This is a genomic window from Paraburkholderia sp. RCC_158 (assembly GCF_041355255.1).
Classification (GTDB): domain Bacteria; phylum Pseudomonadota; class Gammaproteobacteria; order Burkholderiales; family Burkholderiaceae; genus Paraburkholderia; species Paraburkholderia graminis.
Map to the genome: position 1 here is coordinate 190496 of NZ_JBFUPM010000003.1, position 24478 is coordinate 214973.

Annotated in this window: 24 protein-coding genes; 13 read left to right on the top strand and 11 right to left on the bottom strand. The window is 64.5% G+C overall.

Annotated features, from left to right (window positions below):
- Positions 1 to 80 precede the first annotated feature (80 nt).
- On the top strand, positions 81 to 233 hold the full coding sequence (locus tag AB6809_RS07905; RefSeq protein ID WP_013588207.1) for a hypothetical protein: 153 nt from the start codon (positions 81 to 83) through the stop codon (positions 231 to 233).
- Positions 234 to 415: 182 nt separating this feature from the next.
- Here AB6809_RS07905 and AB6809_RS07910 read toward each other — a convergent pair whose 3' ends face one another.
- Entirely contained in the window at positions 416 to 565 is a 150-nt protein-coding gene (locus AB6809_RS07910) for a hypothetical protein (RefSeq protein ID WP_006053306.1), read from the bottom strand.
- A gap of 153 nt (positions 566 to 718) precedes the next feature.
- Positions 719 to 925 (bottom strand): hypothetical protein, encoded by a 207-nt coding sequence (locus AB6809_RS07915; protein WP_006053305.1) that lies wholly within the window; start codon positions 923 to 925, stop codon positions 719 to 721.
- 40 nt (positions 926 to 965) lie between these two features.
- On the opposite strand from AB6809_RS07915, the gene mprF reads away from it, so the two are divergent.
- The 5 genes from mprF to AB6809_RS07940 all read left to right on the top strand — a co-directional run bounded on the left by mprF (position 966) and on the right by AB6809_RS07940 (position 8506).
- Positions 966 to 3518, top strand: a complete 2553-nt coding sequence (mprF, locus tag AB6809_RS07920) for a bifunctional lysylphosphatidylglycerol flippase/synthetase MprF (protein ID WP_307258495.1) — start codon at positions 966 to 968, stop codon at positions 3516 to 3518.
- Positions 3515 to 4810: a virulence factor family protein gene (locus AB6809_RS07925; protein ID WP_371026278.1), complete on the top strand. Its 1296-nt coding sequence runs from the start codon at positions 3515 to 3517 to the stop codon at positions 4808 to 4810. Before mprF ends, AB6809_RS07925 begins: the two co-directional genes overlap by 4 nt.
- 267 nt (positions 4811 to 5077) lie before the next feature.
- Complete coding sequence (gene ilvA, locus AB6809_RS07930; RefSeq protein WP_371026280.1) at positions 5078 to 6649, top strand: threonine ammonia-lyase, biosynthetic; 1572 nt, start codon at positions 5078 to 5080, stop codon at positions 6647 to 6649.
- A 248-nt stretch (positions 6650 to 6897) separates the two neighbouring features.
- Positions 6898 to 8076: a 4-hydroxybenzoate 3-monooxygenase gene (locus AB6809_RS07935; protein WP_371026281.1), complete on the top strand. Its 1179-nt coding sequence runs from the start codon at positions 6898 to 6900 to the stop codon at positions 8074 to 8076.
- A gap of 178 nt (positions 8077 to 8254) precedes the next feature.
- Complete coding sequence (locus AB6809_RS07940) at positions 8255 to 8506, top strand: hypothetical protein (RefSeq protein WP_371026282.1); 252 nt, start codon at positions 8255 to 8257, stop codon at positions 8504 to 8506.
- An 88-nt stretch (positions 8507 to 8594) separates the two neighbouring features.
- Here the strand turns inward: AB6809_RS07940 and AB6809_RS07945 are convergent, their stop codons facing one another.
- Positions 8595 to 8864 (bottom strand): hypothetical protein, encoded by a 270-nt coding sequence (locus AB6809_RS07945; protein WP_006052828.1) that lies wholly within the window; start codon positions 8862 to 8864, stop codon positions 8595 to 8597.
- Positions 8865 to 8978: 114 nt separating this feature from the next.
- Positions 8979 to 9353: a hypothetical protein gene (locus AB6809_RS07950; RefSeq protein WP_029968545.1), complete on the bottom strand. Its 375-nt coding sequence runs from the start codon at positions 9351 to 9353 to the stop codon at positions 8979 to 8981.
- 659 nt (positions 9354 to 10012) lie between these two features.
- Here AB6809_RS07950 and AB6809_RS07955 point away from each other — a divergent pair.
- A complete protein-coding gene (locus AB6809_RS07955) occupies positions 10013 to 10567 on the top strand; it encodes a cytochrome b (protein ID WP_029968543.1) in 555 nt (184 codons plus the stop codon).
- A 47-nt stretch (positions 10568 to 10614) separates the two neighbouring features.
- On the opposite strand, the gene kdgR is transcribed toward AB6809_RS07955, so the two are convergent.
- The 3 genes from kdgR to kduI all read right to left on the bottom strand — a co-directional run bounded on the left by kdgR (position 10615) and on the right by kduI (position 13280).
- Positions 10615 to 11493 carry a DNA-binding transcriptional regulator KdgR gene (gene kdgR, locus AB6809_RS07960; RefSeq protein WP_114156157.1) on the bottom strand — a complete coding sequence of 293 codons (879 nt, stop codon included), beginning with the start codon at positions 11491 to 11493 and terminating at the stop codon, positions 10615 to 10617.
- 110 nt (positions 11494 to 11603) lie between these two features.
- The gene (gene kduD / locus AB6809_RS07965) at positions 11604 to 12404 is read right to left on the bottom strand and encodes a 2-dehydro-3-deoxy-D-gluconate 5-dehydrogenase KduD (protein ID WP_371026283.1); all 801 of its coding nucleotides are present in this window, start codon (positions 12402 to 12404) and stop codon (positions 11604 to 11606) included.
- A gap of 39 nt (positions 12405 to 12443) precedes the next feature.
- Entirely contained in the window at positions 12444 to 13280 is an 837-nt protein-coding gene (gene kduI / locus AB6809_RS07970; protein ID WP_053859030.1) for a 5-dehydro-4-deoxy-D-glucuronate isomerase, read from the bottom strand.
- 316 nt (positions 13281 to 13596) lie between these two features.
- Between kduI and kdgT the strand changes: the two genes are divergently transcribed.
- Entirely contained in the window at positions 13597 to 14613 is a 1017-nt protein-coding gene (gene kdgT / locus AB6809_RS07975) for a 2-keto-3-deoxygluconate transporter (protein ID WP_053858142.1), read from the top strand.
- A gap of 59 nt (positions 14614 to 14672) precedes the next feature.
- Here the strand turns inward: kdgT and AB6809_RS07980 are convergent, their stop codons facing one another.
- Together AB6809_RS07980 and AB6809_RS07985 are read right to left on the bottom strand one after the other, a co-directional pair.
- Positions 14673 to 15251 carry a GNAT family N-acetyltransferase gene (locus AB6809_RS07980; protein WP_371026284.1) on the bottom strand — a complete coding sequence of 193 codons (579 nt, stop codon included), beginning with the start codon at positions 15249 to 15251 and terminating at the stop codon, positions 14673 to 14675.
- A gap of 107 nt (positions 15252 to 15358) precedes the next feature.
- The gene (locus AB6809_RS07985; RefSeq protein WP_371026285.1) at positions 15359 to 16804 is read right to left on the bottom strand and encodes an NAD-dependent succinate-semialdehyde dehydrogenase; all 1446 of its coding nucleotides are present in this window, start codon (positions 16802 to 16804) and stop codon (positions 15359 to 15361) included.
- A 306-nt stretch (positions 16805 to 17110) separates the two neighbouring features.
- Here AB6809_RS07985 and AB6809_RS07990 point away from each other — a divergent pair, with 306 nt between their 5' ends.
- Both AB6809_RS07990 and AB6809_RS07995 read left to right on the top strand, forming a co-directional pair.
- A complete protein-coding gene (locus AB6809_RS07990; RefSeq protein WP_006052818.1) occupies positions 17111 to 17314 on the top strand; it encodes a cold-shock protein in 204 nt (67 codons plus the stop codon).
- A 503-nt stretch (positions 17315 to 17817) separates the two neighbouring features.
- Positions 17818 to 18705 (top strand): ProQ/FinO family protein, encoded by an 888-nt coding sequence (locus AB6809_RS07995; RefSeq protein ID WP_371026287.1) that lies wholly within the window; start codon positions 17818 to 17820, stop codon positions 18703 to 18705.
- Between the two features lie 31 nt (positions 18706 to 18736).
- On the opposite strand, the gene AB6809_RS08000 is transcribed toward AB6809_RS07995, so the two are convergent.
- Positions 18737 to 20077 carry a TAXI family TRAP transporter solute-binding subunit gene (locus AB6809_RS08000; protein WP_371026288.1) on the bottom strand — a complete coding sequence of 447 codons (1341 nt, stop codon included), beginning with the start codon at positions 20075 to 20077 and terminating at the stop codon, positions 18737 to 18739.
- Positions 20078 to 20566: 489 nt separating this feature from the next.
- On the opposite strand from AB6809_RS08000, the gene AB6809_RS08005 reads away from it, so the two are divergent.
- The gene (locus tag AB6809_RS08005; RefSeq protein ID WP_006052815.1) at positions 20567 to 21313 is read left to right on the top strand and encodes a glucose 1-dehydrogenase; all 747 of its coding nucleotides are present in this window, start codon (positions 20567 to 20569) and stop codon (positions 21311 to 21313) included.
- A 73-nt stretch (positions 21314 to 21386) separates the two neighbouring features.
- Here AB6809_RS08005 and AB6809_RS08010 read toward each other — a convergent pair whose 3' ends face one another.
- On the bottom strand, positions 21387 to 22256 hold the full coding sequence (locus AB6809_RS08010) for a LysR substrate-binding domain-containing protein (RefSeq protein WP_107707799.1): 870 nt from the start codon (positions 22254 to 22256) through the stop codon (positions 21387 to 21389).
- Positions 22257 to 22389: 133 nt separating this feature from the next.
- On the opposite strand from AB6809_RS08010, the gene AB6809_RS08015 reads away from it, so the two are divergent.
- Positions 22390 to 23622, top strand: coding sequence for a 2-aminoethylphosphonate--pyruvate transaminase (locus AB6809_RS08015; RefSeq protein ID WP_371026289.1), 1233 nt, complete (start codon positions 22390 to 22392; stop codon positions 23620 to 23622).
- Between the two features lie 40 nt (positions 23623 to 23662).
- Complete coding sequence (gene phnX, locus AB6809_RS08020) at positions 23663 to 24466, top strand: phosphonoacetaldehyde hydrolase (RefSeq protein ID WP_006052812.1); 804 nt, start codon at positions 23663 to 23665, stop codon at positions 24464 to 24466.
- Positions 24467 to 24478: the final 12 nt, after the last annotated feature.

Here is a 24478-nt window from a genome sequence, read left to right on the forward strand (position 1 = left end):
TTATTTTTTGTTGCACTGCGCAACGAGAGGACTATAATCGGGTTATTCCCTAGGTATAAACCCTATACAGGAGCCTCGATATGAACACCGCCACGAACGCTGCATCCGCCCGTAACACCGTCGCCGCCAAGGGCAACTGGCTCGCGAAACTGCGCGCTCTCGCGCTGCACGCACTGAATCTGCATCTGCAAAACTGCGCCGTGATCGCCGAAGCGCATCGCCGCCCGCAGTAAGCGGCAAACGCGGCCGGGCGCGCTGAAAGGCGCTGTCGACGGTCGCGCGTTAAAGACGGTCGCGCGTGACAACGAACGCGGGTCAGCAAGCAACAAGCGGCGCATTTCGCGCCGCTTTTGCTTTGTGAACGCCGCGCGCTTCCCGTGGCTTATTCGCGGCTTATTCGCGGCTGACTAGCGGCTTACTCGCCCGAACGACGCGGCAAACGGATAAGCGTAACCGTTCGCCGCATTTTCGCCGCTCGCGCGGACCAGGCGCTCATCGCCAGCACGGTCGACGCGAGGGCCGCCAGATACAAGCCCGCCATCATCCAATCCTGTTCGGCCATCATCGTTTCTCCCGTCAAGTGCCCCGTTTGTGCGACCAACGGATCGCATCTCGCGAGGCTATTGCTTGCGACTACGGCACTTGCGGCAAAAAGCTTAGCCAGCCGTGGCTCACAGCTCACGTCAACCCGCGACGAATCTTCGTTGACCGTCCACGATTAGCGTTTAAACTTCAGCCCCCTGACTTCCGGGCCGGCCGGCGCGGCGCGGGTTCCGCCCAGGTTAAACCCCGGCGCAAAGGCCCGCAGTGTCAACCTTTTGATCTGCTTGCCGTTATCCAGTTGTAATCGCCGCAAGGCGACCTGGCGGCAGACGGCCCGTCGCCGCGACAGCTGACAGCTCCACGCAAGGCCCGCATTGACCATGTTCCATCGATATAAGAATAAATTCGACCGGCTGGGCGCGATGTTCGTCCGCGCATCCAAAGCGCGAGGCATCAGGGGATTGCTCTCGCCCGTGCTCGCGCTGGCGATCTGCGCGCTGCTGCTCGGCGTGCTCCAGCATTTGTCGCAGGCCGTCGACTACCGTTCGGTGATGCACGAGCTGCGCCGCTTGTCCGCCTCCGAGTGGACCGCCGCGCTGGCCGCCACGGCGCTCAGCTACGTGGCGCTCGTCGGCCGCGATGCAGTCGGCTTGCGCTACCTGGGTGCAAGCGTGCCGCGCCCGGCGTTGTGGATCGGCGCGACGGCCGGCTCCGCGCTCGGCAACGCCACCGGCTTCGGCGCGTTGACGGGCGGCGCGGTGCGCGCCCGCGTGTATGGCGCCTCGAGCATCACGCCCGCGCAGATCGGCCGCATGACGGTCTTCACGAGCGTCTCGCTCGCGCTTGCACTGGTCCTGATGACGGCGTTCGGCATGGTCTGCCTCGCCGGCCCGCTTGCGCCGATGCTGCATCTTTCGCCCGTCACGGTCCGCTGGGTCGGTGCGTTGCTGCTCGCCGCGCTGATTCTGCTGACCGCCGCATGCCGCGCCGAGACCCGCGCGATCCGCACGCGCTGGCAATGGCTTTCATTCGACATTCCCGCGCGCCGCGACCTGCTCGAACAAGTCGGCCTCGCGGTCGTCGACGTGATCGCCGCCGGCCTCGCGTTGTGGGCGCTGCTGCCGCATGCGCATGTGAGCTTCGTCACCTTCATTACCGTCTATGCCGCGGCCATGCTGCTCGGCCTGATCGGCCATACGCCCGGCGGCGTCGGCGTGTTCGAAGCGGCGATGGTGTTCACGCTGAACGGCAGCGTCGCGACCCAGCAGATGGTCGCCGCGCTGCTCGCTTATCGCGCGATCTACTTCGGCGCGCCGCTCGTCGTGTCGGCTGCGCTGCTCGCGGGTTTCGAGGGCCGCGCGCTGAAAGGCCGCTTGCCGCTGCGCCATGCGGCGGCCGCGTCGAAACTCGCGCCGCTGTTTCTGAGCCTCGTCACGTTCGTGGTCGGCGGCATGCTGGTGATCTCGAGTGCGACGCCCGCGTTCTGGCAGCGCCTTCATATTCTTCGCGACGTGCTGCCGCTGTGGGTGCTCGAAAGCTCGCAGATGCTGTGCAGCGTGCTCGGCGTGCTGCTGCTGTTCGTCGCGCGCGGGCTGCTGCGGCGTCTCGATGCCGCCTGGTGGATGACCTTGCTGCTCGCGGTGCTGAGCCTCGCGTTGTCGCTGACCAAGGGCCTGGCGTTCGTCGAAGCGGGCGTCTTGTGCACGCTGATCGTGCTGCTGCTCGCGACGCGCCGGCGCTTCAATCGTCATTCGTCGCTGTTCGCCGAGCGCTTCACGGCCGGCTGGCTCGTGTCGGTCGCAATGGTGCTGATGCTCGCGACGTGGGTCATGCTGTTCGCGTTCCGCGACGTTCCGTATACGCGTGACCTGTGGTGGCAATTCGCCTTCGACGAACGGGCGCCGCGTGCGCTGCGCGCAACGCTCGCCGCGAGCCTGTTCGCCGCGACGTTCTCGTTCTGGCAGTTGCTGCGTCCCGCGCCGGGCCACTTCGTGAAGCCCGCGCCGGAAGATTTGCAGGACGCGGCGCGCATCGTGCGCGCGCAGGAGCGCAGCGACGCCGGCCTCGCACTGATGGGCGACAAGAGCTTCCTGTTCTCGGAGTCGCGGCAAGCGTTCCTGATGTACGCGAAATACGGCCGCACGTGGGCCGCGCTGCACGATCCGGTGGGTCCGCGCGCGGAGTGGGCCGGTCTCATCAGCAAGTTCGTCGCGCTCGCGCATGCGCACGGCGGACGCGCGGCCTTCTACCAGGTGCGCGCGAACGCGTTGCCGCTGTATCTCGACGCGGGCCTCTCGCTGATGAAGCTCGGCGAGGAAGCGCACGTCGTGCTCGACGATTTCGATCTCAAGGGCTCGCACCGCGCGCATCTGCGCTACGCGCTCAAGCGCGGCGAGCGCGATGGCTTCACGGTCGAAGTGATCGACCAGGCGAACGTGCCGGCGTCGCTCGAAACGTTGCGCGGCATTTCCAACGGCTGGCTCAATAGCCGCGATGCGCGCGAAAAGAGCTTCTCGGTCGCCGCTTTCACCGACGAATACCTCGCCGCGCAATCGGTGATGCTGGTCCGCCAGAACGGCGAGCCGGTCGCGTTCGTCACCTTCATGACGACCGACCTGAACACCGAGGCGACCGTCGGCGTGATGCGTCACGTGGAAAGCGCGTCGCCGTACGCGATGGAATATCTGTTCACGCAACTGGCCTTGCATCTGAAGCAGGCCGGTTTCCGCTCGCTGAGTCTCGGCATTGCGCCGCTCTCGGGCATGCAGCCGACGCCGCTTGCGTCGCGCTGGCACCGGCTTGCCGGCATCGTGTGGCGCTTCGGCGGCCGCTTCTATAACTTCCGCGGACTGCGCGCTTTCAAGAGCAAGTTCCAGCCGCATTGGGAGCCGCGCTATCTCGCGGCGTCGGGTTCGGTGGGCGTGGTCTTCACGCTCGCGGACCTGTCATTGCTGGCGGGAGGCCGGCGTTCATGACTTTGCAATCGTTTTTCAGGCTCGCCGTCGTGGCGGGCCTCGTGGCTGGCGGCACCCTCGCAAACGCGGCGACGACCACCATTTCCGGCGGCCGCTACGGCAACGTCACGGTCACGCAGCCGGCCGGTCCGTTGCGCGGCTTCGTGGTGCTTTACTCGCAGGCGAGCGGCTGGAGCGCGGCCGATCAGCAAAGCGCCGACGCGCTGGCGAAGCAGGGCGCATTGACCGTCGGCGTGGATACCGCGCGCTATGCCGCGAAGCTCGCGACCGATCCCGTGCAGAAGAAAGAAGCCTGCCATCAGCTCGTCGGCGATGCCGAAGCGTTGAGCCATCAACTCGAGCGGCAGTCGCTGTCGAACCATTACTTCGCGCCGATCGTCGCGGGCACGGGCCAGGGCGCGACGCTCGCGATGCAGGTGCTGGAGCAGGCGCCGTCGAACACGATCGCCGGGGCTGTCGTCGTGGATGCGGAGCACACGCTCGATCCGCGCTTCAAGCCGTGCCCGCCCGATTCGACGATCATTCGCGACAAGATTCCGGGCTTCGTCGAAAAGGCATCGACGGGCAACGCAGGCAATGCGGGCAACGCCGACCGCGCGCGTCTCGTCGCGCTGATCGCGCCGCATCTGCAAACCGTGTCGACGCATGACGAGGACGTCTCCGATCTGCCGCTCATCGAACTGCCCGCCGCGCATCCGAACGGCCTGATGGCCGTCGTCATTTCCGGCGACGGCGGCTGGCGCGATCTCGACAAGACCATCGCCCAGGCGCTGCGGAAAGACGGCGTGTCGGTGATCGGCATCGACAGTCTGCGCTACTTCTGGAGCGAGAAGCCGCCCGCGCAAACGAGCCGCGACCTCGCGCGCGTGATGCAAACCTACGGCGCGCGCTGGCATGCCGAGCACATTGCGCTGATCGGCTATTCGTTCGGCGCGGACGTGATGCCGTTCGCGTATAACCGCCTGCCCGAAGCGTTGCGCGCGAAGGTGTCGCTGATCTCGCTGCTCGGCTTCGCGCCGGACGCCGATTTCCAGATTCGCGTCGGCGGCTGGCTCGGCATGCCCGCGAGCGACAAGGCGCTGAAAGTGCGCCCGGAACTGGCGCGCGTGCCGCCCGCGATCGTGCAATGCATCTACGGCCAGAACGAGGAAGACACGCTGTGTCCGACGCTGACGAAGACCGGCATCGAAGTGATTCGCACGTCGGGCGACCATCACTTCGGCGGCGATTACAACGCGCTCGAGCGGCGCATTCTGAGTTCGTTCAAGAAGCAGAGCGGCGTGCGGGATTGAGTGCGTCGGTCGCGCGCTCGTTTCGCACGGCGTACTCGCGGCACACTTGCATTGACAAATCCTGACCAGTCAACGATGATCGTCCGCATGAACTGCCTCGACATCCGTATTGCGCTGATTATTAGCATCATTCATCGAATGGTGGGTTAGCGCGCGTCTGATAGCAGTCACACATAACCCGCCCCACGAGGCGGGTTTTTTATGTCCGCTTGCTCCTGCCTCCTGGTCGACTTTCGATGACACGTCCTTGCCGCACAGGAGCTTGCCTTGCCCTCACGCGAATCACAACCGCTCGATGAAGCCGTCGACCATGTCGCGCTTCGTCACGACTACCTGAAGAAAACCCTCACCGCGCGCGTCTACGACGTGGCCCGCGAGACCGAGCTCGAACGCGTGCCGCATCTGTCGGCGCGTCTGCGTAATCCGGTGTATCTGAAGCGCGAGGACAACCAGCCGGTGTTCTCGTTCAAGGTGCGCGGCGCGTACAACAAGATGGCGCACATGTCCGCCGACGCGCTCGCGCGCGGCGTGATCACCGCATCGGCGGGCAATCATGCGCAGGGCGTCGCGTTGTCCGCGGCGCGCATGGGCGTGAAGGCGATCATCGTGGTGCCGGTGACAACGCCGCAGGTGAAGGTCGATGCCGTGCGCGCGCACGGCGGGCCGACGGTCGAAGTCGTGCAGTTCGGCGAATCGTTTAGCGATGCGTACGGCCACGCGGTGCAGCTACAGAAAGAGCGCGACCTGACCTTCGTGCATCCGTTCGACGATCCGTATGTGATCGCCGGCCAGGGTACGGTCGCGATGGAAATTCTCAGCCAGCATCAAGGCCCGATTCACGCGATCTTCGTGCCGATTGGCGGCGGCGGACTCGCAGCGGGTGTCGCGGCCTATGTGAAATCGGTGCGCCCGGAGATCAAGGTGATCGGCGTGCAGACCGACGATTCGTGTGCGATGGCGACATCACTGAAAGCGGGCGAACGTGTGACGTTGAACGAGGTTGGTCTGTTCTCCGATGGCACCGCCGTGAAGCTCGTCGGCGAAGAAACCTTCCGCCTGTGCAGCGAATATCTCGACGATGTGCTGCTGGTCAACACCGACGCGCTATGCGCCGCAATCAAGGATGTCTTCCAGGACACGCGCAGCGTGCTCGAACCCGCGGGCTCGCTCGCGGTCGCCGGAGCCAAGCAGTATGCCGAGCGCGAAGGCATCGAGAACCAGACGCTGATCGCGATCACGTCCGGCGCGAACATGAACTTCGACCGGATGCGCTTCGTCGCCGAACGCGCCGAAGTCGGCGAGGCGCGCGAAGCCGTGTTCGCGGTCACGATCCCCGAAGAGCGCGGCAGCTTCAAACGATTCTGCGAACTGGTCGGCACACGCAGCGTCACGGAGTTCAATTACCGGATCGCGCAGGCCGAATCCGCGCATATTTTCGTGGGCGTGCAGATCAGAAATCGCAGTGAATCGGCGCAGATCGCAAGCGCCTTCGAGGCGCACAATTTCGCCACCGTCGACATGACTTTCGATGAACTCTCGAAGCAGCACATCCGCTACATGGTCGGCGGCCGCTCGCCGCTCGCACACGACGAACGTCTGTTCCGCTTCGAGTTTCCCGAGCGCCCGGGCGCGCTGATTAAGTTTCTATCGTCGATGGCGCCCGACTGGAATATCAGCCTCTTTCACTACCGGAACCAGGGCGCGGACTACAGCTCGATTCTCGTCGGCATCCAGGTGCCTGAAACGGATAACGCGGAGTTCGACCGCTTTCTCGCGACGCTCGGCTATCCGTATTGGGAAGAGACGCAGAATCCGGTTTATCGGCTGTTCCTCGGCTGAACGTTATCGGCGCACTCGGGGTTTACCTTGAGCGCCTCACGTACGAGCAATCGCACCGCATAAACAGGCACTGCGCTGCAAGCGCCGTCAACAGGGCGTCGCGCCGTATCGGCGGCTTTGCGTGACGCTTGCAGCGCCGTCCTGCTATCTCAAAAGACGATACAGCGTATCCGCCGTATCGCGTTGCGCGATAGCCGGGCCCATCGTCAAACTGGGCGCAAATCACACTTGCACTCAGGAGACACATCATGCGCACTCAGGTTGGCATCATCGGCGCGGGGCCGGCGGGCCTGCTTCTTTCTCATCTTCTTCATCTGCGCGGTATCGAGTCGGTCGTGCTCGAAACGCGCACCCGCGAGCAGATCGAATCGACGATACGCGCCGGCGTGCTCGAGCAGGGCACGATGGATCTGCTGACGCAAGCCGGCGTCGGCGAGCGCATGAAGGCCGAGGGCGCGCTGCATCACGGCTTCGAGCTTGCGTTCGAAGGCAAGCGCCGCCGCATCGATCTGACTGGACTGACGGGCCACTCGATCACCGTGTATGCACAGCACGAGGTCATCAAGGATCTGGTCGCGGCGCGCGTGGCAGCGGGCGGGGAATTGCGCTTCGGCGTATCGGAGACGTCGCTGCATGGCATCGACACCGACAAGCCGTCGATCCGCTACCGCCACGAAGGCGAAGTCTGCGAGTTGCAGTGCGACTTCGTGATCGGCTGCGACGGCTCGCAGGGCGTTTCGCGCGCATCGATTCCGCAGGCATTGCGCCGCGACTTCGAACGCGTCTACCCGTTCGGATGGTTCGGGATCCTATGCGAAGGGCCGCCGTCTTCCGATGAACTCATTTACGCACGGCACGACCGCGGCTTTGCGCTGATCAGCACGCGCTCGGCCAACGTGCAGCGCATGTACTTTCAATGCGATCCGAAAGATTCCGTCGATAACTGGTCCGACGACCGCATCTGGGCCGAACTGCATGCACGCGTCGATTCGCACGATGGTCAGCACGTGAAAGACGGCAAGATCTTTCAGAAGAACATTGTCGGCATGCGCAGTTTCGTTTCGGCGACGATGCAGCATGGCCGACTCTTCCTGGCCGGCGACGCCGCGCATATCGTGCCGCCGACCGGCGCAAAAGGGATGAACCTCGCGGTCGCCGACGTGCGGTTGCTCACGAAGGCATTGAACGCGTTCTACGTGGAGAACCGCAGCGATCTGCTCGAACGCTATAGCGAAACGGCGCTCAAGCGCATCTGGCGCGCGGAGCATTTCTCGTACTGGATGACGAGCATGATGCATCGGATCGAGGGCGCGTCGCCGTTCGAGCAGCAGCTTCAGGTGGCCGAACTGGAATACGTGACGACGTCGCGCAGTGCGGCCACGGTGATGGCGGAGAACTACGTCGGCGTCGCCGTGCCGCAAGACTGAGCGCGAGACGGAGATTGAGACTGAGCGCAAGGCCGGCGGCTGCGATTGTCGGTGCAACAGCAACAGTGAATTCAGGATTAGCGGATTTATCGTCTACGACGGCGCACCTACACTGCCTTCACCGCTGCAACGAATTCCGTTCGCAGCACACATAAGAAGCATGACTGGAGGTGGTCAAATGAAATCGCTCATTCAGGCTGTTGCAGTTGCCGTCGCGCTGGGCGCGCCGATCGTTTCGATGGCGAAGACGTCGGGGCAAGCCGCGCAGCAAGGCGTCGAGGTTATTCAAAGTCAGGCCGCGGGCCAGCAGGGCGCCGCGCGAGTCGAGAACAGCGGCTATGGTTCGGGCAGCCACGGTACGTGGCAAGCGGGCCGCGGCGGCGACGTTACGTTCAGTTCGTATTCGCCGCCGGTTTATAACGCACGATAAAGTTTGCCGAAAGAGCAGGGCGCGGAGCTTTTCGCGTTCAAACCGCAAACGAAAAAACCGCGCGACGCCCTAGGCGCCGCGCGGTTTTCTATTTCTGCATCGTGCCGGATTGCGGCGAGCGCAGCAACGTCATCTCGTTGCGCAGCAGTGCGATGAGGTCGTCGTCGGTTGGTCGCGTGCCCCAATGCCGCGCGCCCGCGACGGACGCAATCGCCATCCACGAATGCGGTGGAAACCATTCGCGAACGAGCGCGCCGTTCTGCCGCAAGCACAACTGGCCGGTCTGTTCGCTGTACTCCGCGCAGACGAGCATGCCGTCGATCTGCGCGCTGACTCGTCGTGGATCAGTGCGTACCAAGTTGTCGCTCCTGCAAGCTGCCGATGCAAACGCAAACGCAGACCTCAATGCAAAGGCAAAGCCCAATGCAGCGCGGCGCGATCGTCATAACGTGTAGCGCCGCACTACGCGCGATCAATGATCGCCGCCGTGGCCGTGCCACTCGCCGCGGCCATGTCCTTCGCCGTGGCCGCGCCAGTCTCCGTGCGGACCGCGCGCGTCGCGCCATTCGCGTTCGCGATGACGCTCTTCCCATTCGCGGCGTTCCCAATAGCGATGACCGTCGTAGTAACGCTCGCCATACCAGCCGGGACTGACGACGACCACCGGCGGCGGCGGTGCATAGACCGGCGGCGGAGGCGGCGCATAGACCGGCTCGGGCGCATACACGACGCCCGGAACGCCGATGTTCACGCCGACGTCGACGTGAGCGAGCGCCGCCGACGACGCCCCGATGCCGACACCGGCGACGATCGCAATAGAGAGCAAGCGGCTTCGTGATTGATTCATGGGGTGGGTTCCCGTGTTCTTATGATTGAGTGTGTAGGGCTCGGCGCGCGCCGCGATCAGTAACGGTCGTGGTAACGGTAATGGTTGTGATAGCCGCCATCGGGCACCACGATGCAACCGCTCAACGCGGTGCCGAGCGTCGCCGCCAGAATGACCAGCGCAAAAATTCGTTTCATGAGATTGCTCCTCGTTGCTGTTGATCCGAACTCTACTGAGAGGCGGTATTACCGTTGTGTTCGTGTGTAACAGGACGTGTCGCGTGCATCGCGTGGACTGTTTGTGCAGGGCGCGCGCAGGCGAGGGCGCATGAGGCGTGCGACGACCGCGGCTACGAAGTGCAAACGAGGGGCAAGCCATTGAGCACGCTATGAAAAGGCCGCGTACGCAGGTCTTGGATGAGCCGTGGCGCAACAAAGGCGTGGTGCAAGCAGCGCTGAAAAGCGGAAGGCAAGGCCAGACGCGGTCTATATACCGCGCGGATACATTCGGTTGCAGACTGGCGTTTTACGTTGAACCGCTCGCGACGCCAGCCCTGAGATTGGTCATTCGTCGGACCGCAGTTCAGCTTTTATTAATATTTGACCGGTAGCATACTGGCTCGCACGCCGGCGCCCGCCCCGTGCCCAACCCACGATGCCAAACGAGAAACGAGACGTCCTATGAAGATGCAATCCTTCGATACGAATACGCGCCGTTATGCGACCGGCTATGACGGCGTCGCCCGCTTGCTTCACTGGCTGATCGTCTTGCTGATTGCGGCGCAGTTCGTGATCGGCTGGACCATGCCGGACATTCACAAGGGCACGCTGCCCGAAGGGCTGATTGCGTGGCATCTCGGTGTGGGCGCAACCTTGATTGCGGCCGTCGTGCTGCGAATCGTCTGGCGTGCCACGCATCGTCCGTCGCCGGCATCGGTGTCGCCGTTTTTTCGCGTCGTTTCGCACATCACGCATGGCCTGCTGTATCTCGCGCTTGTCGTCGTGCCGGTGCTCGGATGGGCGAACGCGTCATCGCGCGGCTGGACGATCAAGCTTTTCGGCGTGCTGCCGTATCCGTCGATTTCGCCGACCGGCTCGAGCGTCGGGCATGAGATGGGCGACATCCACGGGTATCTTGCGTGGGTCTTGCTCGTGCTGATCGGCTTGCATGTGGCGGGCGCGCTCTTTCATCGCTTCGTGCTGAAGGACGATGTGTTGCAGCGGATGCTGCCTTGAGCGGTGCGATTGCATGGACGCAACCTGAACGCTGCATCGGCGTTCGATCAACCCGGTTCGGCGGCCGCATGCTGCGGCGCGGCTGCTTCGCGATAGCCGAGCCGCGTCGAGATCGCAAGGCCCGACTCGCGCAACAGCGCGACGTAATGCGACTTCGTATCGGCGCCGCAGCGCATGGTCGGAAATGAAATGGACAGGCCGGCGATCACGCGGCCAAAGCGGTCGAACACCGGCACCGCGATACACTGCAAGCCTTCTTCCTGCTCCTCGTTGTCTTCGCCGTAACCTTGCTCGCGAACGCGCGGCAGGATGCTCAACACTGCCTCGGCCGACGACAACGTCTTTTGCGTCGACTTGCGGAATTCGACGTGAGACAGCACCTCGCGCGCGTCGGCCGGCTCCATCCACGCGAGCAGCACCTTGCCGATTGCCGTGCTGTGAAGCGGATTGCGCCGGCCGATCCGCGACTGCATGCGCAGCCCGTAATCGGCGTCGATCTTGTGGATGTAGATGATCGCGTCTTCGTCGAATGCGCCGAGGTGCACCGCCTCGCGTGTGAGCTGGCCGATGCGGCGCATTTCGACGTCGGCTTCGCGCACGAGATCGACGCTCTCCAACGCCTTCGCGCCGAGTTCGAAAAGACGGATGGTCAGACGGTAGCGCTCGGTCTCGACTTCCTGCGTCACGTAGCCGAGCGCCTTCAGCGTCTGCACGACGCGATGCACGGTCGTCTTCGACATGCCGAGCCGTTGCGACAGTTCGCTGATGCCGATCTGCCCGCTGTCGCCGATCGCGCCGAGAATCGCGAACACGCGGCCAATCGACGAAGCCGATTCGCCTTTGTCGCTGCCGCACTCGACGCTGTCCGCGTCGTGCGCAAGGGTCGCGGGAACGTCCTTACGCTGCTGTTTGCCGGTTGCTGCCATTTCCGTGATTCCCTGATCGAACTTCTATCGAACCATATTCGAACGCTATTGCGTGCCGCGTTGCGGCGGACGCCGCGAGCATACCGCGTCTCGTCGCGTATGTTGAAGACTCAGCGCGCGAGCCATCCGCCGTCTACTGCGAGTGTATGCCCGTGCACGTAGTCCGACGCGGACGACGCCAGAAAAACCACCGGTCCCGCGAGATCGTCCGGCGCGCCCCAGCGGCCGGCCGGAATGCGGCTCAGGATTTCGTCGTTGCGCTGCGCGTCTTCACGCAACGCCGCGGTGTTCGCGGTGGCCATGTAGCCGGGCGCAATCGCGTTCACGTTGATGCGCTGCGCGGCCCATTCGTTGGCAAGAAGCCGCGTGAGCCCGAGCACGCCGCTTTTCGACGCCGTGTACGACGCGACGCGTATGCCGCCCTGGAACGACAGCATCGACGCGATGTTGATGATCTTGCCGCCGCTTTGCTGCGCGACGAACTGCCTTGCCGTGGCCTGCGCGAGAAAGAAGAGGCTTTTCAGATTGAGGTCCATCACGGCGTCCCAGTCGTCCTCGGTGAACTCGAGCGCGTTCTCGCGACGGATGATGCCTGCGTTATTCACCAGCACGTCGACGCGTCCGAACGCTTCGACCGCGGCCCGCACGATGTCGTCCACTGGCGCAATCGAGGCGAGGTCCGCGCGCACGTCCGCGAATCTGCGCCCCGCGGCGGCGACGCGCTCGGGCGTATCGCCCGCATCGGCACGCGACACGCCGACGATGTCGCAGCCCGCCTCAGCCAGCGCGAGCGCCATGCCCGCGCCGAGGCCCGCGTTGCTGCCGGTGACGATGGCGACCTTGCCGGTCAGATCGAACGGATGGGTCACGGGGCGGTTGGTGGCGGAGATCTTCACAATGTCAAAGCCCATGTCGTGAGTTTCGTATGGCGAGCGGCCGATGCGATGCGCTCAGCGCAGATCGCGCACCGCGATATGGTCCATGTCGCTGAACACCTGGTTTTCGCCGACCATCCCCCAGATGAACGTATAGGCCCGCGTGCCGACGCCCGAGTGGATCGACCAGCTCGGCGAGATCACCGCCTGTTCGTTATGCACGACGATGTGCCGCGTCTCGCTCGGCTCGCCCATCATGTGAAAGACGGCGGCGTCGTCGGCGACATTGAAATAGAAATACACCTCCATGCGCCGCTCGTGCGTATGGCAGGGCATCGTGTTCCACAGACTGCCGGGTTCGAGCTTGGTCATGCCCATCGACAACTGGCAGGTCGGCAGCACCTCGGGCACGATGAACTTGTAGATGGTGCGGCGGTTGCTCGTCGCGGCATCGCCGAGCGTTTGCGGCGACGCCTGCGCGAGCGAGATCGTGCGAGTCGGATGCGACTCGTGTGCGGGTGCGCAGTTCAGGTAGAACTTGGCCGGCTGCGCGGCGTCGTCGCTGCCGAAAGCCACCGATTGCGCGCCGCGGCCGATGTAGATCGCCTCCTCGTTACGCACCGTGTAGCGCGTGCCGTCGACATCGACCCAACCGTCGCCGCCGATGTTGATCGCGCCCAGTTCGCGCCGCTCGAGCAGATAGCTGACGCCGATCGCCTTGCCCAGCGAGCCGGGCACTTCGACGGCGCGCGCGGCGGGCCACGCGCCGCCCACGATGATGCGGTCGATGTGGCTATAGGTGAGCCGCAGCGCGTCGCGCTCGAACACCTCGTCGACGAGGAACTCCTTGCGCAATCCGGCGGTGTCGAGCGTCTTCGCATACTCGCTGTTGACCGCTTGCCTCACTTGCAGCGTTGCTTCCATGATTCTGTCTCCGGTGGGTGGACGCCTTCCCGCAGTTACCTAGCGGCGGCGCACGCATGGGCTCGACTGTAGCGCGTTATTCGCTATTTCGGAACAGTGGTCCATAAAAAATTGCGAAGCATGGGGAGCCAGCGGAGGCCCGCCAGCATAGGCCGGGTAAACGATTATCCTTGTCGCGCAAAAAACCGGAACGACGTTCCTGACTCGATGCTATATTGCGCCGAAAGGGAGCAGCCGGCGTCAGACCGGTGCTTACCCAGGTGGAGTTACCGGACAACTGGACGTCAAGTCCACGGAGGAGACAATGAAGCTCAAGAAGGCCATCGACCGCATTCCTGGCGGCCTGATGCTCGTGCCGCTGCTGCTCGGCGCCTGCGTTCATACGTTCGCGCCCGGCGCGGGCAAGTATTTCGGCTCGTTCACCAACGGCCTGATCGCCGGCACCGTGCCGATTCTCGCGGTCTGGTTTTTCTGCATGGGCGCGACGATCGACCTGCGCGCCACCGGCACCGTGCTGCGCAAATCCGGCACGCTGCTCGTCACGAAGATGGTGGTCGCGTGGATCGCGACCCTCGTGGCGTCGCATTTCATTCCCATCGACGGCATCAAGGCCGGGCTCTTCGCCGGGCTCTCGGTGCTCGCGATCACGACGTCGATGGACATGACCAACGGCGGTCTCTACGCCGCCGTGATGCAGCAGTACGGCACGAAAGAGGAGGCCGGCGCATTCGTGCTGATGTCGGTCGAGTCCGGGCCGCTCGTCAGCATGATCATTCTCGGCGCGACGGGCGTCGCATTCTTCGAGCCGCGGCTTTTCGTGGGCGCGGTGCTGCCGTTTCTGATCGGTTTCGCGCTCGGCAATATCGACAGCGATCTGCGCGAGTTCTTCGGCCGCTGCGTGCATCCGCTGATTCCGTTTTTCGGTTTCGCGCTCGGCAACGGCATCGACCTGAACGTGATCGCGAAGAGCGGCATGGCGGGCGTGCTGCTCGGCCTTGCGGTGATCGTCGTGACCGGCATTCCGCTGATTCTCGCGGACCGCTGGATCGCGGGCGGCAATGGCGCGGCGGGACTCGCGGCTTCGTCGACGGCGGGCGCGGCGGTGGCTAACCCGGCGATCATCGGCGAGATGATTCCGAGCTTCAAGCCGCTGGTGCCGGCCGCGACCGCGATGGTCGCGACCGCCTGCCTCGTGACCGCGATTCTGGTGCCGATGCTGACCGCGCTATGGGTGCGCCGTCATCACGCGCGCGATACGTTGCGCGAGGAATTGCTGACGCCCGCGGCGACGCCGCTGAAGGAGAGCGACGTGCATGTGTGAGCGGGTGTGAGCATGCGCGCTGATGCTCGCTGACCGAGCGTACAAACGCCGGGGCCGCTTTAACGCGGCCCCAGTTTCGTTTCGAGCATGGCCTTAACGTGCGCCCATTCGTCGTCGATGATGCTAAAGCGCACCGAGTTGCGCTTGCGGCCGTCCGGCATGATGCGCTCGTGGCGAACCACGCCTTCCTGCTTTGCGCCGATTCGCAGAATCGCCGCGCGCGACTTGTCGTTGAGCTCGTCGGTGGTGAACTGCACGCGCACACATTGCATCGCTTCGAATGCATGACGCAGCAGCAGATATTTCGCCTCGGTATTGACGGCCGAACGCTGCGCCGATTCGCCGAGCCACGTGTGCCCGATTTCGAGCTTGCGATTCGCGTAGTCGATTTTCCAGAACCGCGTGCTGCCGACCACCGCACCCGTATCGCGGCGCACGATCACGAACGGCATGACTGTTCCCGCGTCACGTCCGGCGAGCGCCGCGTCGATATAACCGTCGATCATGCCGGGCCCTGGCACGACAGTCAGCGTCAGATTCCACAATTGCCCATCGGCGGCGGCTTCGAGCAGCGCTTGCGCGTGATCGCGTTCCAGTGGCCGCAGTTCGACCGTGTTGCCCGTCAGCGTGGGTTGCATGAGTTCACACAAAACGTTTGTCGATGAAATAAAAAAGTCCGCGAGCATCAACTCGCGGACTCTCTACAGCCAGCAACGATCAGCCGTTGCCGGCGTTACCCCATGCGTTACGACGACATCACCGTGACGGCCTTCGTGACCAGATACGCTTCCATCGCTTCCGGTCCGCCTTCCGAGCCGTAGCCCGAATCCTTCACGCCGCCGAACGGCATTTCCGGCGTCGGCGTGGCGGGCTGGTTGATCCACAGCATGCCGACTTCCAGTTGCTGCGACAGCAGATGCACATTCGCGAACGACTTCGTGAACGCGTAACCCGCGAGACCGAACGGCAGGCGGTTCGCTTCGGCGATCGCTTCCTCGAGCTTGTCGAAACCGCGGATCGCCGCGATAGGGCCGAACGGCTCGTTGTTAAACACGTCGGCTTCGAGCGACACGTTGGTCAGCACCGTCGGCGCGAAGAAGTTGCCTTCCGTGCCGACGCGCTCGCCGCCCGTTTCGATCTTCGCGCCGGTCTTGCGCGCGTCGTCGAGCACCTTGCTCATCGCCGTCAGGCGGCGCGCGTTGGCGAGCGGCCCGAGGGTCGTGCCGTCCGCGAGACCGTCGCCGAGTTTCAGGCCCTCGGCGTGCTTGACGAGCGCCGCGGCGAACTCTTTGCGGATGCTGTTGTGCACCAGAAAGCGTGTCGGCGAAATGCACACCTGGCCCGCGTTGCGGAACTTCGCACCGCCCGCTGCCTTGACCGCGAGCGCGACGTCGGCGTCTTCAGCGACGATGACCGGCGCGTGGCCGCCGAGCTCCATCGTCGCGCGCTTCATGTGCGCGCCGGCCAGCGAGGCCAGTTGCTTGCCGACCGGCGTGGAGCCCGTGAACGTGACCTTGCGGATCACCGGATGCGGGATCAGGTAGTTCGAGATTTCGGCCGGATCGCCGAACACGAGGCCGACGGTGCCGGCCGGCACGCCCGCTTCGACGAACGCCTGCAACAGGCCCGCTGGCGACGCCGGGGTTTCTTCCGGCGCCTTCACGAGGAACGAGCAGCCGCTCGCGAGCGCGGCGCTCAGCTTGCGCACGATCTGGTTGACCGGGAAATTCCACGGCGTGAAGGCGGCGACCGGGCCGATCGGTTCCTTCAGCACGAGCTGCTGCGCGGCGAGATTGCGCGACGGCACCACGCGGCCATAGAGGCGGCGGCCTTCGTCGGCGAACCATTCGATGATGTCCGCCGCGGCCAGCACTTCGACCTTCGCTTCGGCGAACGGCTTGCCCTGTTCCTGCGTCATGAGGCGGCCGATGTCGGACGCGCGCTCGCGCACCAGCGCGGCTGCCTTGCGCATCACCGCGGCGCGCTCGTGCGCGGGCACCTTGCGCCAGGCTTCGAAGCCGCGCTGAGCCGCTTCGAGCGCCCGGTCGAGATCGGCGATGCCGGCGTGCGCTACCTTGCCGATGACCTGGCCGATAGCGGGGTTCAGTACGTCGAGAGTCTTGCCGCTCGCGGCATCGCACCACTCGCCGTTGATGAGAAGTCGGGTATCGGTATAGCTCGAAATTGCCATGCTGGTTCCTGTAAATGGAAAAACGACAGGCTGCGCTGCGCTCGCGTACAGAGCCGAACGCGCGTGGCCGAGAATGGACTGCCGATAAGGAAACATCTTATCTGATTGCGCTCAAACGTACCGGCGGCCGCTCCGCTCGCGGCGGGCGCGGCACGCATCTTGCGACCCCAGTTTCCGGACGGCCGCCGCGGCCTGTGCGTCGACGCCAGGCGCTAGTCATGGAAAGCCCGGGGAGAGCGCCGGCGCGTCAAGTGGCGTACAGTCGAGCGGCAGTCCCAGTCAACCAGATGCACATGAGGAATCGACATGCCTACCGGTACAGTGAAGTGGTTCAACGACGCAAAAGGCTTCGGCTTCATCACACCCGACGACGGAGGTGAAGACCTGTTCGCCCATTTCTCGGAGATTCGCTCCGAGGGTTTCAAATCGCTGCAGGAAAATCAGAAGGTCAGCTTCGAAGTGAAGCAGGGGCCAAAAGGAAAGCAGGCCGCGGACATCAAGCCTATCTAGCCGGCGATGCGGCCGGCGCCGCGCACACGTTCGCGATCGTTGCGCGGCGCTTTGCGTGATGACGGCGAGCGCCGCGCTTGCTGCGATCGCCGAGATCGCCGCAGCGTCTGGCGTCGTCGTGGACGCCGCGCTCGAGCGTCGCCGGCTTGGGTGAGCGCGGCCCGTCGTGCGCCGATGCGGTTATCTTGGCCGCGCTTAGTGGCCGCGCTGAGCGGCCCGCTGAGTGGAAACTTACCGGCAAGTTAATCAGCATCCCGAAACCTTCTGCAACCCTCGTGCGGGCGATGCGAACGCAACGCCCGCGCGGACATCGGGTTCGCTCGCCGCGCGGGGAGCGAGCGTTCGAACGGTTATTGCACCTTGCATAATCCGCTGCGTTAGTGCCCAACGGCATCGCAAACGGGCGCCCGCGCATGCTGGCAGCCCGCCCGGCGTTGCAATGCCGTCACTAATCTCTTACGGAGCGCTGCTACAATCTCCCCTTTCTTGATTGGTTGTGCGCTATGGGTTTCGAACAACTCGCTGAACTGAAGAAGCAACTGGCCGCGGCACGGGCCCAGGCTGCGCCGGCCGCGAAGGCTGACGGCAAATCCGGCGCGAGGCCCGAGGGCAAGCCGGATTCAAGGCGCGATGTCAGGAGCGATGGCAGGCCGGCTGCGAAATCCGCGAAGCCGGGCGCGGGCCCCGGTGCGGGCGCCCGACAGGGCGCGCGGCCTGCCGGCAAGCCGTCGCAGCCGTCACAATCGCGGCGCGGTCCCGGCGGGGGTGCCAATGCTGGCGCGCCGGCCGCGGACGCCAAGCCGGTCGATCCGGTGGTGAAGTCCATCGGCCGTCTGCAAAAGCGCTTCCCGAACGCGTTCCCGAAGAACCCGGCGCCGAAGCTGCCGCTGAAGGTCGGCATCTTCGAAGACCTCGTGGTGCATGCCAAGGAACTGTCGCTGAGCGAAGCCGAGTTGCGCGACGCGATCAAGACGTGGTGCCGCGGCAGCCGCTACTGGAAGTGTCTCGTGGAAGGCGCCGCGCGCGTCGACCTGACGGGCGCCGAGGCGGGCAAGGTCACGGCTCAGGAAGCGGCGGGCGCGCAGCGCCTGCAGGCGCATCGCGCGGCGAAGAGCGCGAAGAGTGCGGCGGCAGCGGCTGCGCCGGCTGCATCTGCTGCTTCCGCCGATGCAGTCCATGCGCAGAACCAAGCGCCTGTGGATGCTTCTGCGTCACAGCAGGGTTCGCAAGAAGCGTCGCAAGCAACCTCACAAGAAGCGTCGCAAGCAACCCCGCAACAAGCCGAGCCCAACGAGCCGCAATCCACCGCCGCCGATGCGCCGTCTGACGACAAACTCGCTGCGCAATCCGCCAACCACTCCGAGACGGCTCCCGCCACTCGCGAAGCCTGAGCATCGGCCACCTGAATCACCCGGTGGCCGCTCAACGCACCGCCGCCCCCAGCCGGCCGCGCACGAAGCCGACGTGTTCGCGCAGCACATAGAACGCGTCGGCGTAAGCGAGCGGCATGCGCAGCCGATTCAACGATTCCTCGATCTGATCCAGTTCCGCGAAGAGCCGCTTGCGCTCTTCGTCGGTGGTTTGCGCGAGCGCGCCGCGCTCGATCGCGATCAGCGAACCGTAATAGCGATAGATGCGCGAACGCACCCGCCAGCGATACAGCGCCGGAACCAGCCGCATCGCCGGAAAAAGCAGCACGGCGATCGGCAACAGCAGCACGAGCGTGCGGTCGCCGATGCTCGCGAGCCAGAACGGCAGCGTCCGGTATAGGAAGCTCTTGCCGGTGCGGTAGTAGCGCTGCGCGTCCTCGCTGATCTGATACTCGTGCGCGATCGGGCTCGGGAATTGTCCCGCGCGCTGCAGCAGGCCCGGCCTGCCGTGCACTTCCTGCGCCGCCTCGATCAGCAGATCGGAAATGGCCGGATGCAGATCGGTTCGCGCGACAAGCTCGACCGTCGGGCTGATCAGATGCACGGTCTCGGGCGGAATCTTGTGCCGCAGATCCAGCACGCCAGGCGGCAGATCGATCTGATCCAGATACGGAAAAAGCCGCGTATAGGCGCTGGCTTCGTCGAAATTCATCACCGAAATGCCGGGCACGCGAAGCAGGCGCAGCATCAGCCCGCGGGTCGCGGAATCGCCGCTGAGAATCGCCGCATCGACCTCGCCCGCGACGAGCTGCGTGGCCGCTTGCAGACCGTCGCTCGGCACGAGCGTCGTATCGTCGCCGGACCCAATGCCGTTCGCGTCCAGCAGCTTCAGCGCGAGCAGGCGCGTGCCGCTGCCTTCACGGCCCACGGCGATCCGCTTGCCTTCGAGCTGCGCGAGCTCCGTTACGCCGGTGCCGCGATAAAACACCACGATCGGCACATAAAAGACGCTGCCGAGCGACATCAGCGACGACGTATCCAGACCGTCCGCCACGCCGCCTTGCACGAGCGCGAGGTCGACGTGCTGCTTCGGATCGAGCAGACGCTGAAGGTTCTGCACCGAGCCGTCCGATTCCAGTACGTTCAGTTTGATGCCGTTTTGCGCGAGAATTTTCTTGTACTGATCGGCGGCGGCGACAAACGAGCTATCTTGCGGACCGGCGCTGAGCGTGATCGTTTTCGGCGGCGCCGGATCGACGAGCCACACGATCAGCGTGACGACAAGCGCGACCGCCGCGGCGACGACAATATAGGGCAGCGTGTGATCGCGCCACTCGGCATGAAGCGATTCGCGAGGAAGCGGCGGAGGACGAGGCGGACGTTGCGCTTTCATAGGCATGGCGAGCGGTGGCCGGGATCAGGGCATTGTCTACTGCGGCGGGCGGAGTTGTCGTCGGAAGTTTGCTCTATTGTTGGTTGCCCTGTTGTTTGCCTGATTCGCGGCGCGCGTTGCAAAAGTCCTTTAATCGAAGGGCCATGCAATCGTTCTCAAGCAATGAGCAGCCCGAGCTGCCAAGGAGACGATCGTGTTGTCTGCTGCATTGGATACTTTAGGTGCATTGGCGGTGCTGCTGAGCATCGCTCTGCATATTCTCGTCTTCGGACGCAAGCGGTGAGCGCGACACATCGCCGGCCGACCGCATCTTTCCCATTGTTCGGCTGCCTTGACGTATCTATTCGCCTTGAGCCGCTTTATCCGCGTGGCCGTGGTGCTTACATTGTCACCAGTGTCAGCGCCGCAGCGTCCTGCTGAAGCAGCGTGAATGCCGCGAACTCCGCGGCAGCACGCCGGCGCAAATCCAGTCAAAGGACGAACCAGATCATGAGTAAGCTCACAGGCAAGGTCGCAGTCGTAACGGGTGCATCGAAAGGTATCGGCGCGGCAATCGCAAAGGGATTGGCCGCGCAAGGCGCGTCGGTAGTCGTGAACTACGCGTCGAGCAAGGCAGGCGCGGACGAAGTGGTGGCTGCGATCACCGCCGCGGGCGGCAAGGCCATCGCCGTCGGCGGCGACGTATCGAAAGCCGCCGATGCGAAAGGCATTATCGACAGCGCCGTCGAAACCTACGGCCGCCTCGATATCCTCGTCAACAACTCGGGCGTGTACGAATTCGCGGCGATCGAGGACATCACCGAAGCGCACTTCCATAAGCACTTCAATGTGAACGTGCTCGGTCTGCTGCTGGTCACGCAGGCAGCGGTCAAGCATCTGGGCGAGGGCGCGAGCATCGTCAACGTGAGCTCGGTCGCGAGCCGCATCACGCCGCCGACGAGCGCAGTCTATTCAGCGACGAAGGGCGCGGTGGACAGCATCACGGGCGTGCTCGCGAAGGACCTCGCGCCGCGCAAGATTCGCGTGAACTCGGTGAATCCGGGCATGGTCGTGACGGAAGGCACGCATAGCGCAGGCATCATCGGTTCGGACCTGGAGCAGTGGGCGCTGAGCACGACGCCGCTTGGCCGCCTCGGCCAGCCGGACGACATCGCGGACGTCGTCACCTTCCTCGCATCCAACGACGCGCGCTGGATCACCGGTGAAAGCCTCATCGTCAGCGGCGGCGTGCGTTAAGAATATCCATTGAAGTAGCGGCAAAGCGGCGCCCTCGGGTGCCGCTTTTTTTGCGCGTCGCTTTTTGCCTCGCTTATTCCTCGCTGCCCGGCAAGCGGACGGCAAAGAGCGCATCGAGCAGATTCGACCCCGGCCGTCCGGCGAGCCGCGTGAGCGATTCGGTCATCCGCACCTGACAATCGTCGAGCGGAATCATCCGGATGCGCCGCGACGGGTTGAATTCCGCGCGCGCGATCACGCCGACGCCCATGCCTTGCGCGACGGCTTCCTCGAGCGCCTCGCGGCCGTCGACATACATGACCGGCTCCACTTGCAGCGACTCGCGCACCAGTTCGATCTCCAGCAATTGCTGCGTGACCGATTGCGGCTCGCGAAAAATCATCGGCTGCTGCACGAGTTCCCCGTAACTCAGCTTGCGTTTCTTCGCGACGGGATAGCGCACCGGCACCATCGCGACCAGCGGATCGCGCCGCAATACGCGCGATTCGAGCCGGCTGTGAACCTGCGGCGCGGCGGTAATGGCGGCGTCGACGGCGCTCGACAGCACGCGCTGCATGCAGTCCGCCGCATTGGCGATGGACAGCGTCACCACGATCCCCGGATGCAGCTTGCGAAACGCGCGGATCAGCGCGACGGCGAGATCGGGCGCGTCCGCCGCGAGCGACAGCGACCCCGACTCCAGGCCGCCCGCCGATTCGAGCAACTGCCGCGCGTCGCGCTCGCAACCGAGCATCTGCCGCGTCACGCTGAAAAGGCGTAGCCCGAGCTCGGTGGTCTCGACGCCGCGCGGCCCGCGCTCGAACAGCTTCACGCCGTAATCCTGCTCGAGCCGCCGCACGTGATCCGACACCGCCGGTTGGGAAAGCGACAACGCCTCGGCGGCCCGCGAAAAGCCGCCATGTTCCGCGACCGCATGAAACGCCCGCAATTGCGCGTATTGCACCTGAGCCTCCGTCGCAGCGAAACTCGCCGGCTATAAGTATTTACGATGAGCGCATCGATTATATCGATTTTACCGATGCACCACGTTTCGGTACTGTAGGCGCTATCTCAACCAGCCAGACCGGAGATTGGGCATGCAAAGCGCGACTGGCAATTCCCCGGCGACAGCGCAAGAAAGCGCAAGCTGCCCGCCGCCGGCCCAAGGCGAGCCTTATCTGTTGACGCCCGGCCCGCTGACCACCGCCTTCTCGACCAAGCAGGCGATGCTGCGCGACTGGGGTTCGTGGGACGGCGATTTTCGCGCGATGACCGCGCAACTGCGCCGCAGCCTGCTCGACATCGCAGGTGACGCAAGCGACGAGGCCGGCGAATACGATTGCGTGCCGTTGCAAGGCAGCGGCAGCTATTGCGTCGAAGCGATGCTGGGCAGTCTGATTCCGCGCGACGGCCATGCGCTCGTGCTTGCGAACGGCGCCTACGGCAAACGCATCGCGACGACGCTGCGCTATCTCGGCCGCGCGCATACCGTGCTCGACAAGGGCGATTACTTGCCGCCGCGCGCGACGGAAGTCGAACGCATGCTCGATGCCGAGCCGGCCATCACGCATGTCGTCGCCGTGCATTGCGAAACGAGCTCGGGCATTCTCAATCCGATCGAGGAGATTGCCGCGGTCACGGCGGCGAAAGGCTGCAAGCTGCTGATCGACTCGATGAGCGCATTCGGCGCGGTGCCGCTCGACGTGCGTGAGATCGCGTGCGAGGCGTTCGTCTCGTCGGCGAACAAATGTATCGAGGGCGTGCCCGGCTTCGGCTTCGTGATTGCGAAGAAGAGCGCGCTGCACGACGCGCGCGGGCGCAGCCATTCGCTCGCGCTCGACGTGCACGGTCAATGGGACGTGATGAACCGCACCGGCCAGTGGCGCTTCACGCCGCCAACGCACACGGTCGCCGCGTTTATCGAGGCGCTGCGGCTTCACAAGCTCGAAGGCGGGCAGCCCGCTCGCCTCGCGCGTTATGCGAACAATCGCGACGTGCTGGTCGCGGGCATGCAGGAACTCGGCTTCGAGCCGCTCCTGAATGCGCGCTGGCGTTCGCCGATCATCGTGACGTTTTTCTCGCCGGCGCATCCGGCGTTCAGCTTTGAGCAGTTCTACGAACTAATGAAGCAACAGGGTTTCATCATTTATCCGGGCAAGCTGACGGTGGTGGAGAGTTTCCGCATCGGCTGCATCGGCCAGGTGGACGCGCAGGTGATGCGCCGCGTCGTGCAAGCCTGCGCGAGCGCGCTGCGGACGATGGGCGTCGATCACGCCGCGCCGCCGGCCGCCGCCATCGAAGAACGCAAGCTGCTGGCGGAGCTTGCATGAGCGATAGCAGACAACATCGAATGGAAGCGAACGAAATACGATGAAGCACGTCAAGGCGGTGATTTTCGACTGGGCCGGCACGGTGGTCGACTACGGTTCTCTTGCGCCGATGGGCGCGTTTGTCGAAACCTTCGAGCAGTTCGGCGTGCCGATCACGATCGACGAAGCGCGCGGACCGATGGGCATGGCCAAGCGCCCGCATATCGCGGCGCTGATGGCGCTGCCGCGCGTCGCGCGCGCATGGGCCGACAGGTATGGCCACGCGCCGGGCGACGCCGACATCGACGCCGTGTACGACGTGTTCGTGCCGAAGAATATCGCGGTGGCCGCGAGCTACAGTTCGGTGATTCCGGGCGTCGCCGAAGTGACGAGCGCGCTGCGCGGCGACGACATCCGCATCGGCACAACGACGGGCTACACGCGCGAGATCATGGCCGAGATCGTGCCGGGCGCGGCGGCCCAGGGCTTCTCGCCGGACAGCATCGTGTGCACGGGCGATACGCCCGAAGGGCGGCCGTCGCCGTACATGATCTACAAGACGCTGCCGGAACTGGGCGTGTGGCGCGCGAAAGACGCGATCAAGGTCGACGATACGGAAGTCGGCATCGAGGAAGGCATTAACGGCGGCACGTGGGCGGTGGGTGTCGCCGTCAGCGGCAATGCGTTCGGTATGGCGGAGGACGACGTCAAGGCGCTCGCGCCCGACGACTTCGCGCGGCGCCGCGCGGCCGCGATCGACAGATTGCGGGCCGCGGGCGCGCATTATGTGATCGACAGCGTCGCGGATCTGATGCCGGTGGTCCGCGATATCGACGCGCGGCTCGCGCGGGGCGAGCGGCCTTGAGGGGCGTGTTGG

Bases quoted from the DNA above. Each gene is read 5' to 3' on its own strand.
- AB6809_RS07905 (WP_013588207.1), top strand. From the start codon at position 81: ATGAACACCGCCACGAACGCTGCATCCGCCCGTAACACCGTCGCCGCC.
- AB6809_RS07910 (WP_006053306.1), bottom strand. From the start codon at position 565: ATGATGGCCGAACAGGATTGGATGATGGCGGGCTTGTATCTGGCGGCC.
- AB6809_RS07915 (WP_006053305.1), bottom strand. From the start codon at position 925: ATGGTCAATGCGGGCCTTGCGTGGAGCTGTCAGCTGTCGCGGCGACGG.
- mprF (WP_307258495.1), top strand. From the start codon at position 966: ATGTTCGTCCGCGCATCCAAAGCGCGAGGCATCAGGGGATTGCTCTCG.
- AB6809_RS07925 (WP_371026278.1), top strand. From the start codon at position 3,515: ATGACTTTGCAATCGTTTTTCAGGCTCGCCGTCGTGGCGGGCCTCGTG.
- AB6809_RS07935 (WP_371026281.1), top strand. From the start codon at position 6,898: ATGCGCACTCAGGTTGGCATCATCGGCGCGGGGCCGGCGGGCCTGCTT.
- AB6809_RS07940 (WP_371026282.1), top strand. From the start codon at position 8,255: ATGAAATCGCTCATTCAGGCTGTTGCAGTTGCCGTCGCGCTGGGCGCG.
- AB6809_RS07950 (WP_029968545.1), bottom strand. From the start codon at position 9,353: ATGAATCAATCACGAAGCCGCTTGCTCTCTATTGCGATCGTCGCCGGT.
- AB6809_RS07955 (WP_029968543.1), top strand. From the start codon at position 10,013: ATGAAGATGCAATCCTTCGATACGAATACGCGCCGTTATGCGACCGGC.
- kdgR (WP_114156157.1), bottom strand. From the start codon at position 11,493: ATGGCAGCAACCGGCAAACAGCAGCGTAAGGACGTTCCCGCGACCCTT.
- kduD (WP_371026283.1), bottom strand. From the start codon at position 12,404: ATGGGCTTTGACATTGTGAAGATCTCCGCCACCAACCGCCCCGTGACC.
- kdgT (WP_053858142.1), top strand. From the start codon at position 13,597: ATGAAGCTCAAGAAGGCCATCGACCGCATTCCTGGCGGCCTGATGCTC.
- AB6809_RS07980 (WP_371026284.1), bottom strand. From the start codon at position 15,251: ATGCAACCCACGCTGACGGGCAACACGGTCGAACTGCGGCCACTGGAA.
- AB6809_RS07985 (WP_371026285.1), bottom strand. From the start codon at position 16,804: ATGGCAATTTCGAGCTATACCGATACCCGACTTCTCATCAACGGCGAG.
- AB6809_RS07990 (WP_006052818.1), top strand. From the start codon at position 17,111: ATGCCTACCGGTACAGTGAAGTGGTTCAACGACGCAAAAGGCTTCGGC.
- AB6809_RS07995 (WP_371026287.1), top strand. From the start codon at position 17,818: ATGGGTTTCGAACAACTCGCTGAACTGAAGAAGCAACTGGCCGCGGCA.
- AB6809_RS08000 (WP_371026288.1), bottom strand. From the start codon at position 20,077: ATGAAAGCGCAACGTCCGCCTCGTCCTCCGCCGCTTCCTCGCGAATCG.
- AB6809_RS08005 (WP_006052815.1), top strand. From the start codon at position 20,567: ATGAGTAAGCTCACAGGCAAGGTCGCAGTCGTAACGGGTGCATCGAAA.
- AB6809_RS08015 (WP_371026289.1), top strand. From the start codon at position 22,390: ATGCAAAGCGCGACTGGCAATTCCCCGGCGACAGCGCAAGAAAGCGCA.
- phnX (WP_006052812.1), top strand. From the start codon at position 23,663: ATGAAGCACGTCAAGGCGGTGATTTTCGACTGGGCCGGCACGGTGGTC.